At 71.0% G+C, this 12295-nt stretch carries 5 protein-coding genes; 2 read left to right on the top strand and 3 right to left on the bottom strand.

The annotated features are described in order from the left end of the window. Nucleotides 1-3: 3 nt before the first annotated feature. The 3 genes from ACIO9K_RS33850 to ACIO9K_RS33840 form a co-directional block, all read right to left on the bottom strand. Nucleotides 4-786: a MerR family transcriptional regulator gene (locus tag ACIO9K_RS33850; RefSeq protein WP_363619673.1), complete on the bottom strand. Its 783-nt coding sequence runs from the start codon at nucleotides 784-786 to the stop codon at nucleotides 4-6. A 47-nt stretch (nucleotides 787-833) separates the two neighbouring features. Then, the gene (locus ACIO9K_RS33845) at nucleotides 834-2078 is read right to left on the bottom strand and encodes a serine hydrolase domain-containing protein (RefSeq protein WP_400335559.1); all 1245 of its coding nucleotides are present in this window, start codon (nucleotides 2076-2078) and stop codon (nucleotides 834-836) included. Nucleotides 2079-2599: 521 nt separating this feature from the next. Continuing rightward, nucleotides 2600-4699 carry a hypothetical protein gene (locus tag ACIO9K_RS33840; protein ID WP_400335557.1) on the bottom strand — a complete coding sequence of 700 codons (2100 nt, stop codon included), beginning with the start codon at nucleotides 4697-4699 and terminating at the stop codon, nucleotides 2600-2602. A 191-nt stretch (nucleotides 4700-4890) separates the two neighbouring features. On the opposite strand from ACIO9K_RS33840, the gene ACIO9K_RS33835 reads away from it, so the two are divergent. Continuing rightward, complete coding sequence (locus ACIO9K_RS33835) at nucleotides 4891-5826, top strand: hypothetical protein (RefSeq protein ID WP_400335555.1); 936 nt, start codon at nucleotides 4891-4893, stop codon at nucleotides 5824-5826. Then, nucleotides 5823-12161 (top strand): AAA family ATPase, encoded by a 6339-nt coding sequence (locus tag ACIO9K_RS33830; protein ID WP_400335553.1) that lies wholly within the window; start codon nucleotides 5823-5825, stop codon nucleotides 12159-12161. The genes ACIO9K_RS33835 and ACIO9K_RS33830 overlap by 4 nt, the downstream gene beginning before the upstream one ends. The last annotated feature ends 134 nt before the right edge of the window (nucleotides 12162-12295 follow it).

Raw genomic sequence — 12295 nt, 5'->3', positions numbered from 1 at the left:
CGGTCAGGGGGAGTCCGGCCCGGGGATGCGGACGCCGGCGGAGCGGAGCTCGGTCTCGACCAGTGCGACCAGCCGGGCCCCGCCCGATCCCTGTTCTTCGCCGTGGTGGGCGATCAGCTGGTACCGGCGCGCGGCTTCGGCGCGGGCTTGGAGGCCGGTCACGATCTTCAGCTGGGCGGGGTTGGCGAGGAAGTGGTCGGCCGCGGCGGTCGCGAGTTCGGCGATGCGCGGGTCGTCCGGCTCCCAGGCCGCGGCTTCGGCGCCGCGCTTGAGCAAGGCGACGAACCGGCTGTCCAGCAGGGCGTGTTCGACATGGGTGAGGTAGTCGTCGAAGCCTTCCGGGACCAGGGCCCTGGCCAGCACCCAGCCCTCCCTGGTGGCCGCCGCCTCGTCCGGGGTGAAGCCGAGGCCGGCCATCCGCTCCAGCAGTGCCACGGCGCGGTCGGGCAGCAGCGCCCGGTCGCCGTCGGCGAGCCGGTGCAGCATGTCGCGCCGTGCGGTCAACTCCTCGATCCGTTCGGTGAGTTGACGTTCGACGTCGGCGAGCTTGGCGGTGAACAGCGCGGCGTCGGCGTCGAGCAGGGGCCCGGTCTCGGCCAGCGGCACCCCGGCGGCGGCCAGGGTCCGGACCTGCACCAGCCGCAACAGGTCGGCCGATCCGTACCGCCGGTATCCGGAGCTGTCGCGTTCCGGCTCCTCGGCCAGGCCGAGCTTGTGGTAGTGCCGCACCGTCTTCACCGTGACGCCGACGAACGCCGCCGCCTGCCCGATCGTGACTCCGTTCATCCGCCAATCCTGCCTCGGGTTCGAACTCGGTGGCTACGCGCAGCACATCAGTCCGTCGGCCGGGCCGGATCGGCCTGCCCGCCGCGGAACACCTCGCCGACGAGCCTGTGCATCGCCTGCTGGAACGCCCCGCCGACGGACAGGCCGGCGTCGTCCACGCAGTTCAGCGCGGCGGTCAGGGTCCTGCTGCCGTCGGGCGTGCCGTACATCAGCGCCGCGTGGCCCACGGCGGCGCCGTTGTGGGAGATGACGGTGGCGCCGTCGTCCGTCGTCACCACGAACACGCCCAGGCCGTAGTCCATGTTCGGGATGCCCGTCGGGTGCGGGGTACACATCTCGGCCAGCAGCGGGGCCGGCAGGAGCCTGCCGCCCAGGAGCGCGGAGATGAACGTGTGGAGGTCCCGGGTGGTGGAGATCATGTCGCCGCCGCTGGAGATCCAGGAGGGGTTCTGGCGGGTGATGTCGATCGTCCTCCGCCCGCCGGCGTCCTCGTACCGGTAGTAGGCGTGGGCGTGCGGCTCGGGGATCTCCGGCGAGGCGCCCGGCACCACGGTGCCCGACAGTCCGAGCGGCCCCAGGACCAGCCGCCGCATCTCCTCGGCGACCGGGCGGCCGGTGACCTTCTCGATCAGCAGCCGGGCCAGCACGTAGTTGGTGTTGGAGTAGCTCCAGCCCGCCCCCGGCTCGAACCGGGCCGGCCTGGACAGCGCCAGCCGCACCAGCTCCTGCGGCCGGTAGGTCTTGAACCGGTTGTCCATCCACTCCCTGCCCGTGGTGCCGTAGGGGATGGGGACGCCCGGCGCGACCGTCCCGTCGGCGTAGACCTCGCCGGTGTGGTTGAACACCCCGCTGGTGTGCTGCAACAGCATCCGCACCGTGATCCGCCCGTCCAGCCCGAACTCGGGCAGGTAGTGCGCCGCGGGGGTGTCCAGCCCGATCTTGCCCTCGGCCACCAGTTGCAGCACCAGGGTCGCGGTGAAGGTCTTGGTGCTGCTGCCGATCCGGACCCGCCCGTCCGTCGGCGGCTTCGCGGCCCCGCCCAGTTCGGCCGCCCCGGCGCTGCCGACCCACGCGCCCCGCTCGTCGTGCACGCGCAGCGACACCCCGGTGAAACCGGAGTCGACGATCTCCTCGATCGCCTTCCGCAGTTCCGGGCGGTCCTGCCCGGCGGCGTCGGGGGCGACGGTCCGCAGGGTGCTCTCGTCCTGGCCGGAAGGGCGGGAAGGGCCGGAGGGGCCGGAAGGGCCGGAGGGGCCGGAAGGGCCGGAAAGGCCGGAAAGGGGGAGTGGCATGGTGGTGTGCTCCTTCACATCGGTGACGCCCGGGTCGGCGTCGTGCCGTTGCGAGGAGCTTGAGCCCTGACCCAAGGTCAACCTCAATGGTGATCTCGCTCACAGGCGAGTGGGGTAAGCCCCGGCGGGCAGGCGCCCTCGCTGCTCGGCAGTCTCCACGCCACCCGCCACCGGGAGGCCGCCACGGACCAGTGGCAGCCCGGCAGTTCTCGATGAGCGAAGTGGCGAGAACCGCGGGTTTCCGCGTGGTGCCCGCCGCCACCGGGGCGGACCGCCGCGCGTCGCCCGTGACGGCGGCCGCCGCTTCGGGTACGACGGGTCCACGGCCGTGAAACGCGCACGCCACCGGTGCGACGTTCCCGGCCGCACACACGCCCGCCTCCCCCACTGAACGAGCCGAGGGCCGGCCGTCACCCTCGCGGCGGATCAGTGGTTCCGAGCCGCCTTGACCAGGCTGCGGTCGGGTCCGGATGGTCCGGATTCCCGTGCGCCGGCCGGCCGCGTACGGCAGGTGACGGCCGTCATGTGCCCCGGGTCGTCCCGGATTCGCTCCGGCGATCGGCCGGCAGGAGGCCGCTGCCCGGGGCGAGGACGGTGGACAGTCGTCGTGTCCCGCGTCCTTGGTGCCGGGCCAGCTCGCGGAACAGGATTTCCACGGCCCCGTTCCGGGGACCGGTCGGAGCGAGGCGACACCATCGGACCAGGTGCCGACAGGTCAGGTCGAAGACCCCGTCGTGGTCCAGGCTGCGGCGGATCAGTTCGACGACCGGCTGCATGCACTCGCCCTCGGCGAGGATTTCACGGTGGAACCAGGACGCCTCGGTGAGGAGATCCGCCAGGAGATGCGGAAAGAGGCGCAGGGCCAATTCGGCGGCGGCCTCGCTCCGCCGCAGCCAGCTCGACAGGTGCCGCACAACCGTCGGCTGGCTGCCCGAGGTGAACAGGCTCACCACGGAGGGCCGGACGGCGCGTTGGACCAGCAGGCTCGGTTCACCGCCGGGCCCTTGGGCGACCCGGAGGAGTAGCTCCATGGCACGATCCGGTCGAGAGCGTCCGAAGGAGGTGCCGCAGACGTGGGCCACGGTGCCGCGAAGTCGCGGGTCATGGCTCCAGCTCAACTGGTTCAGAAAGGACTCGACTCGTCCTGCCAGAGCCGGATCGGTGGCCGCTGCACTCAGGGCATGGGCCGCGATCGCCCGGTCGGCACCGCGTCCCGACGCGGCGAGGACCTCGATCCGCCGGAACGTCCGGGAGCCGACGCCGCAACCCGCGGCCAGGCCCAGGGCGCGGCCGGCCGCCGCGGTCAGTTCAGCAGTGTCGGCGACGTGTTCGAGCCATGTGGTCAGCGCCGCGGCGAGGTCGCTGTACTCGCGCCAGACATGTCGTAGGACCGCTTCCGCCTGCCGGTGTCGCGTGAATCGCACCGGCTCCAGCCTCTGGGGGTGAGGTGGCCCGGTACGGATCTCCGGCGGCGTTCGCTCCGCGCGGACGATGTGCAGCAGCTCTTCCCACGGCCACGCGAGGACGAATCGAGGATTGGCGCAGAGCTGTGGGCTTCCGTCATCGCCGTTCCCGGGTACGGTCCGAAGAGTGCCGTCGACGATGCCGAGGAGCCGTTCTGCCTGTTCCTGGACGACCCGGTGGTCGAGGCCCTCGAAGACGCAGACGGCCAGCAGGAACGCCAAGGCGTGCGGGTTCGCGCGCAACTCGGCGACGATGCGCGGAGCTTCGCTGTCGGCGAGGAGGACCAGTCGCTCCTGCAGACTGCCGAGTGTCAGGGACTTCCCGGCCGAGGTGGCCACCGCCGTCGCCAACTCGGCGACTTCGGCGGGCACCAGTTCCGGGACGAGCAGTGCGTCCAGCAGACCGGGCGCCAGGCCTCCGAGCAGCCGGTCGCGTTCGTTCGGGTCCGGTACCGCGGCCGCGAAGCGGGTCGCGAACACGACTTCGGGGATTGGTGGTTGGTGTCTCAGCGGACTGACGTGGAGCTGGTGTTCCAGAGCCCGGACGAGTTCGGGGCTGTCGGGTGCGACGATCACCAGGTAGGCGTCGGCGCTGTCCAGCGACTGCTGGAGATGGTGCACGGTGCTGAGCCTCAAGGGGCGCGGGGCCTGCCGGTCGTCCAGCAGGTAGCCGCCGGCCGCTCCTCGGCGGGGCCGCCACGACGACAGGTCCGTATCGCCGTCGACGGCCCACAGCGTGCTGCCCGGCCGACTGCGGCGGAGAAGCAGGCGGAGCAGCAGATTGACGGCCGCGGTGCGCCGTCCTGTCCCCGGCCGCCCGGCGAGGAAGAACAGCCGCGCTCCAGGTGACGCCAGGGCGCCGGCGAACCAGTCCGGTTCCGCGAAGCCCGATTGCGCATCGGCGAGTTCCGCCGGTGGGATCGGGCCGCTGTGGACGTGTCCGTGACGGTCCTCATGATGAGCCGCATGTTCGTTGAGGATGCGCTGGTCGCCGTGTACCGCACCGGTGTTGATGTTTCCGTGTGGCGCGTAGATGACCGGGCCGGTCCGATCGCCGGTTCTCAGGAAGTCGGCCAGGTCCTCGAACGAGGTACCGGTGCCGGCACCGCACTCCTCGTCTGCCGTCTCGTCGGGAGGTGCGTCCGGGTGGTTGGCCATGGCAGGACGCTAGCGGGTTTCGAGGCGGCGATGGGTAAACGCCTGGATTCGATAGTGATGATCAACAAGACTGGTATACAAGGAAGTTGGCAGCTCGAAAGTCGTCCGTGCGGTCGCTCTGGACCGCTGCGGTGAAGGGAGGAAGGGTGATGAAGAGTGCACGGGTGGGTGGGCAGTCGGGAGCGGCGACCGTGCTGACGACCCTACCGGTGATGTACCAGGCGCTTCTGCGCCAGCTGGATGGGGTGGAGCGATGGCCGGTCGGGGAACGGAAGTTCGTGGCGTGCGGCCGGCTGACCGGGAGTTCGTGGCGGGTCGCGCCCGTCCTCGTCAGCGGGTACGACCGGGCCGCTGCGGTGATTGCCGAACGTATCGGTGAAACCGAACCCGCCGTGCTGTTCTTCGTCGATGTCGTGAACTGCCTGGAGGACGACATCGCGCTCGGCGACGTCGTGGTCGCCACCGAGGTGCATCACGAACTGGCGGGCCCGTACTCCGAGGGGCTTGGCGGCTCTCCACGGCCGTGGCAGCCACCGGTGTCCCTGGTTCAGGATGCCTCGGCAGCTCTCGCCGACGGGCGATGGCGCGACCGGATCGCTCCGGGGGTGCTCCTGACCGGGAGGCCGGCCGTCCACTTCAAGCCGATCGTTTCCGGAGGTGTTCCGGTCGACGTGACGGCCGGGGAGGTGGCCGGGGAGGTGGCCGAACGGTTGAGCAACGACCACCAGGACGCGGTGGCGGTCGACGACGGGAGCGCTGGGTCCGCAGTGGTGTACCTTCGCCGTGCTCGCCAGGCGTTGGTGGTGTGCGGGGTGGACGGTCGTGCGCAGGACGCCGGACAGGCCATCGACGCCGACGGATCGCGATCGAGAGCGGCGGCTTCTGCTGCCGCCGCGGTGTCGTCCGTGATCGCCGGCCTCCCCCTGAGGCAGTCGGCCGGTCCAGGTGGCGGCACGTTCGCCACCACGTTCGCCACAGCACGGGAGCGACCTGCCAGCAGGACCGGCGGTGATCGCCGCTACGGCGGTGACCACTACGAGTTCAACGGAGTCTTCACGGGCTCGACGGTGACGGGCAGACAAGCAGGTTGCCGTGCGGAGCGGCCCCACTCGGGTGGTGATCGTTGAGGAATCTGTTCCAGGTCCAGGCCGAACGGCTGTGCCGGGTCCGGGCGGGCAGTGATCCGGTCGAGGACTTGTTTCCGCTCGGGTACGACGGCTTCCTGGACGAGGAGGCGGGATATCGGCCGGTGGACGGACAGGTGCTCCCGGGGGCCCTGCTGAGGCCGGAGGAAGTGGCGGGAGCCGGGGTCATGGTGTTGCTGGGCGAGCCCGGCGGCGGGAAGACGACGGTGCTGCGGCGTCTGGTCGAGGACTTGACACCGCTGGACCCGGCGAATCCGGAGACCTCGGACAGCTACGTCTGGGTCGACGGCTCCGAGCTGACCGAGTACTCCTACCAGCAGCTGATCGGACGGTTTCTGGACGGCCTGCCCCGCAAGCCCCGGCGGAGCGGGGACACCACGGCGTCGGAGCCGCGGCAGGCGGCATCGGGTGCGGCAGCTGCCCGCCGCGTGACCATCGTGCTGGACCAGCTGGACGAGAGCCCCCGGCTGCTCCCCCTGCACGGCGCCCTGGCGAGGTCGCTGAACGGCAGGGACACCACGGGCCTGCGGATGCTGCTGGCCTGTCGAACCGCAGACTGGCCCCCGCGGCTGACCGACGTACTCACCGAACACTTCCGCGACTGCCTGTTCGTCGACCTCGCGCCACTGTCCCGTGCCGAGGCCGTGCGCCTGGTCGACAGCACCGGTACGGACGGCGAGGGCCTCGTGACCGCCGCGGTGTCGGTCGGCGCGGGCGCCCTGGCCAGCGCGCCGCTGACGCTGGAACTGCTCGTTCGTTCCTGCCGGGAGAACGACGGCCTGAGCGGTGATCCCCACGGGCTCTTCGCGAGCGGTGCCCGGCTGCTGGCCGCCGAACACGATCCCGGACGCAACACCCCGGGCCCACCGCAGACGTTGCCCAGGCAGCGCGTGGAGATCGCCGGCCGGATCGCCGCCCGGATGCTGCTGTCGGGACGACGGACGCTCTGGCACGAGCCCGCGCACCGCGATCAGCGGCACCGGCTCGACCTGGAGATCGACGACGTGGCCGGGGGAGAGGAGGAGACCGCGCCGGGAGACCGCTTCCACGTCACCCCGCCGGCGGTGCGCGAGGTGCTTCACACCGCCCTGTTCACCGCGACCAACCGTGAACGCAGCGCGTTCCGGCATTCGTCGCTGTCGGCCTATCTCGCCGCCTCGTACCTGGTTCGTCGACGGTTGACGCGCCGGCAGCTGAAGGCGCTCTTCCTGGTCGACATCCCGGGGGCGAGCGCGGCCCGCATCCCTCCGCCCCTGCGTGAGACGGCGGCCTGGCTGGTCGCCCTCGATCCGGAGCACGTCGGATGGCTGGCCGACGCGGATCCCGAGAGCGTGACCGTCCACAGCTCGCTGGTGCGGTCCGACGCGATGCGCGAGTTGATCGTCGCCCGGCTCCTGGAGGACGCGGCCGAGGTGGAGTTGAGCCCCAACCGGTGGCAGCTCACCCGTTGGAGCCTGTTCCACCCACGGGTGGGGGAGCAACTCGGTGCGGCCCTGGTGGGCGACCCGACCGCGCTGGACGACGACTGGCCGATGCGGGCGCGGGTACGGGTGGCTCTGCAGCTCGCCCGGGGCTGCGCCGAGCCCGCCCTGGTGGCCCCGCTGCTCGCCCTGTGCCGAGACGACCGCTGGCCGGCGACCGAGCGCAGGCTCGCCATGAGCGCGGCGTTCGCCTGCGCCCCCGAGACGGCCGCGAACGAACTGCGGCCCCTGCTCTGCTCCCTGGAGGACGACGAGTACGCCGCTCGCGTCGATCCGGACGATGAGCTCCGAGGCGTCCTGCTGACCGGGCTCTGGCCCGGTCATCTCGACCTCGCGACGGTGCTGAGGGTGCTGCGACCGCCGCGGAACACCCATCTGTACGGCAGCTATCGCGCGTTCCTCCGAGTTCTGGTGGCCGACTGCGACGAGGAGCAGGCGGCCGGTCTGCTGGGCCGGCTGGTCGCCCGGGACTCCGGGTTCCCCGGTTCGGGCGATCCGGCGGTGGAGCAGTTCGTCGACGCGGTCGTCGATCGCGTGCTGAGCTCCGAGCGCGCCGCGGCGCTCTATCCGCAGGCGGCGGTGATCGTCGCCGGGCGCCTCCGGCGGCATGCGCGGGTTTCCTGTCCGAGCGGCATGGACGACACCGGGCCGGGCGCCTGCGATGCCGCTGCGGCCCGGTCCGGTCGGTTGGCGTTCGTGGACGCGCTGGTCAGGGAGAGCCTCAGCGACGGCCAATCGTCCGTGGCGGTGCTGTGGGAGCTCACCCGCCTGCGGTGGGCGACACCGGATCGTCGCTCCCTGTGCAGTCTGGCGAAGGCGGAGGACTTCGGGTGGGTCCTGGACCAGGGGGATCGGGCAGTGCGGGCCGGCGAGCCGGAGGTCGCGGAAGCCTACGTGACCCTCGCGTTCCATCTCTACCGCCACGACGACCAGGAGGCTTTCGAACTCCTCTGGGAGCGGCGGGAGGATCCGACCTGGGCGCGGTTGAGGTGGATCTTCGAGGGAGTTCCGCTGGAGATGGCGAACTTCCTGCGCATGCATTCCGAAGCCGAACGGAATGCGTCCGAGGCGGCCGGCGCATCCGCCGAACTGTCCGGTTTTCAGCATGCGGCCCTCGCCGGTGCCCGAAACGGTGACACCGACAGCTTCTGGAAATTGCTGTGGAACCTCCAAGTGCCTCTCGAGGGCGGCAGGACCAAGGCGTGCGACAGCGGTGACATCAAGGACTGGCCGGGCGCCGCGTTGTTCTCCGCCGAGCAGCTGGCCGTGCTTCCGGACTGCGCGCTGCACTACCTCCGGGCCGAGCACGACCACCGTGATTCCTGGCTCGGGACGGACAAGCAGGACCTGCGAGCCTGGGCGGGCCATCAGTCGCTCGTCCTCCTGCACCGGGTCGGCCGAATCGGCGAGGTTCCCGAACACATCTGGCCGCGTTGGACAGCGGCAGTCGCGTGCAGTCCGCCGACTGCGCCCGAGGGGGTGCTTCGTGAGGTGCAGGCGGCGCTGCTGCGCCTCGCCGGAGAGCACGCGCCGGACGATTTCGCGGAAACCGTCGAACGATGTGTCCGAGCAGACCTGGAGCACGGGCGGCACCCTTGCAACCTGCGACTCCTGGAACCGCAGTGGTCCGCGCCGCTGGCACTCGTGATGGAGGGCCTGGCCCGGTCAGTGGCCGAGGAGATCGGGCAGGCAGCGGGTGACGACAGGGCGATCCTGGACACCTGGTCGGTGTTGCTCGAAGCCTTGCTGCCGGTGGGAAGCGAGCCGGCACACGCTCTCGTGGCCGAGGTGCTGAAGGGGGTGGCGGACTTCCAGGAGCCCGTCCGAGCGGAGCTGGCGGTAAGAGCGGCCAAGGCGCTGCTGACCACGGACTCTCCCGGGGCGTGGCCGCGCCTTCGGACGCTGACCGGTAGATCGGAGTCGTTCAGCCGCGGCCTGGCGGAGGCCTGTACCGCGGAGGCGGCGCGGCAGCGGATCGAAGCACCGCTGGCCGAGGCCGAACTGGCCGAGCTCTACCGCTGGCTGCACTCCTTGTCCGCCGCCGCCGAAACCGCCTACCCCGTGGGAGGCAATTTCGTCGATGCTGCGCAGCAGGTCGTGGAGTGGCGGGACGCCATCCCCCGGACGCTGACTCGCAGATGCACCCCGGAAGCGCTCCGTGTCCTCAAGTCACTGGTCGCGGAATTCCCTTGGCGACTGGGTCTGAAGTCCGCGCTCGTCGCCGCACAGAACGGCTATGCCGCGGCCGGATGGTCGGGAGTTCCCCTCGACGAACTGGTCGGCATCCTGTCGCTCCCCGAACAGGGGGGAACGATCGTCCTGGGGGACCACTACGAGTTCAACGGTCATTACATCGACACGAATGTCATCGGACAGCTGAACGGAGGGTCCGAACTCCCTTCGTCCGAGGACGGGTTCGCTCGCCCGATCGGCCTCGATCGCGAGGCTGCCGCCGCCGCGCGCCACGTTCGGCGGGCGGCCTCCGGCGACGACCCGCCGAGTGGGCCGGCCAGGAGGGACGCGCTCCTCGCCGGTCTGTCCGCCAGCCGGGGACGGCTGGTGACGCGCTGGATCGCCGTGGGGCTGGCACCCGAACAGGCGGAGGAACTGGCCGACGACGGTGCCGTCGGCGTGTGCCGGGAGTTCGGGCGATTCCACAGCGGACGCAGGATCGCCGTTCTGACGGGCGACTTCGGCTCGGGGAAGACCGTTGCCCTGGAACGCGAGTACCGGACGTCGGCGCTGCGGGCCATCGACGACCTCCGCGCGCCGCTGCCGGTCCACCTCACCGTGAAGTCGAGTGGGCCCGACCTGCTGCGAGCGCTCGACGAACAGCTTGCGCGGTTCCCCGGCGACCACGACCAGGTGACGGTCTTCCTCGACGGCCTGGACGAGTTCGGTGCCGGGCGCTCGGCGGAGATCCTCGACGACCTCCGGGCCTGGGTCTACAGCGCGTCCGGCCGGAAGGTCCTGGCCACCAGCCGCCCCGACAGCCTCCTTCAGAGCACTGACTGTCTCACCCTGCCCGCACTCTCGGACACCGAACTCCGCGACCTCCTCGACAGGGTGGGGGCACCACGGGCGCTGGCGTGGCACTCCAACCCCGAGATCCGCGACGCACTGCACCGGCCGCTCTTCGCGCTGATCGCCGCCGACTGCCGGAAGGCCGGCTCCGATGTACCCCACTCACGAGGGGAGTTCCTCGCCGCCCTCGTCGAACGGGCGCTCGCGCGGGCCCCCGGGCTCGGTGACGACACGTACACCCTGCTCGGCCGGCTCGGCCGGCTCACCCTGGACTCCGGTGGCGCCGTCCCGGCAGGCGAGGCCGGGACCAGGGAGGAACAGCTCCGACTCGTCCGGACCAGGCTGGTCGTCCACCGGCAGCGCACGCTCACCTTCGCCCTCCCGGTGCTGGGACAGTACTTCGGAGGCCAGTACGTCCTGGACAACGGACTGCCGGAGCTCGTGGAGTTCTCCCCACAGCGCCGGGACCGGTGGCGGGACGCTCTGACCTTCGTCGTCTCCAGCGGCCCCTGGGACCGCGTGACGTCGCTGCTGAGCGATCTGACGGCCGTTGACCCCGGGTTGGCCGCATGGATCACCGAAAAGGCCGTCCCGAGCTTCGGGCACGGATCGACGGTCGCGCACCCCGAGGCCCTCGAATGCGCCCGGCGCCTGTCCGGGACGCTCGACGCCTGGCTCGGCGGAGTCGGCCGCGCGAGCGCCCTGCTCAGCTGCTCGGACGGAACCGGCCGAGGGGTCCCCATCGGGGTCGGATCAGGCACCGAGAGTTCCAGCAGTCTCGGCCTCGTGTTCGCCGACCCCGCAGCCTTCGACGGCCGTGAGCGCTTCTTCGAGACCACTGCCCCGCCGGACCTGCAACGAGGCGAAGTGGACGGGCTGAGGATCACCTCGCTCCGTTCGGTGACCGTCGCGTCCGATGTCCCCGCCTGGCCGTGGCGGCTTTCCCTGTCCTGGGTGAAGAGCAGCATGGCACAGGTGCTGGAGCACAGGGCCTTTCCACTGCCGGACAACCCGGCCGCGCGTCTGGAAGAGGTTTGGAGCCTCGCCCGGCTGCTGACCGACCAGCGTGGCACATGGGCGCACCGTCCCGTTCCGATCCCCGACGTCGTCTCCACGATCGACGAGATCTTCCGCCACGCGCCGGACGCCGTCCTGCTGCGGTTCCGGCGCGGCGAGGTCGTGTCGAGGTCGCAGTTGGCGGAACTCCGCGACCAGTGCGTCGAACAGAGCCTCCCGATCACGCGTGACGGATTGATCCACCGCCCCTACCCGGTACCGGACGTCCCGCTGGAGCAGATGTCGGGCGACATTTCGAGTGCGTACAGCGAGGAGGTGCTGATCGACCTGGTCGGACAGGTCTACTCCGGCGCCCTCTCCATCTACGAGGACATCGTCGCGCAGTACCTGTCTCCCGTCCGGCGGACCTTGTTCCTCGGTGGTGCGCTGCCGGTGCGGTTCGCCTGCAAGATCAGCTGGCCCCCCGCCGGGACCGACCGTGGCTGGGGTTTCGGGCCCACGTTCTCGCGTGTCGTTGTCCCGTTGCCGCTCGGTTCCTCGTCGCACGTCGACGTCACACGGGTGGAGGACGTCCGTGCCGAGCCCGACTCCTGGCCGTGGTCCGGCTCCGTCGACGGCCAGGCCGACTTTCGCCACCTCCGCCCCGAATCGGCCGCATGGTCCAGCCGGAGCGTCGTCCGTGAGGCCCTGTGGGTGTTCGGGGACACTCCGGCTACGGCTCTCGCCTACAACTGGCTGGCGAAGGACCTCGATGCGGTCGGACTCTCCGATTCGGTCAGCCCATCCTTCGACTAGCCGTTCTTCCCGGTGTCGCCGCAGGCCACAGGCCCGTGCCGACTGCCGCGGCAGCCCCGCCGAGCGCGTAGCAGGGCGGGGCGGGCCGGTTGCCGGTTGCCGGGCGTGCGCAGCCAGGTCCGGCCGGGTGGGGG

Source organism: Kitasatospora sp. NPDC087271 (assembly GCF_044744605.1).
Lineage (GTDB): Bacteria > Actinomycetota > Actinomycetes > Streptomycetales > Streptomycetaceae > Kitasatospora.
The sequence above is the reverse complement of the archived record's forward strand: the minus strand, read 5'-3'. Positions and strand labels throughout refer to the sequence as shown.

Coding starts and splice junctions, on each gene's coding strand:
- ACIO9K_RS33850 (WP_363619673.1), bottom strand. CDS start 786: ATGAACGGAGTCACGATCGGGCAGGCGGCGGCGTTCGTCGGCGTCACG.
- ACIO9K_RS33845 (WP_400335559.1), bottom strand. CDS start 2,078: ATGCCACTCCCCCTTTCCGGCCTTTCCGGCCCTTCCGGCCCCTCCGGC.
- ACIO9K_RS33840 (WP_400335557.1), bottom strand. CDS start 4,699: ATGGCCAACCACCCGGACGCACCTCCCGACGAGACGGCAGACGAGGAG.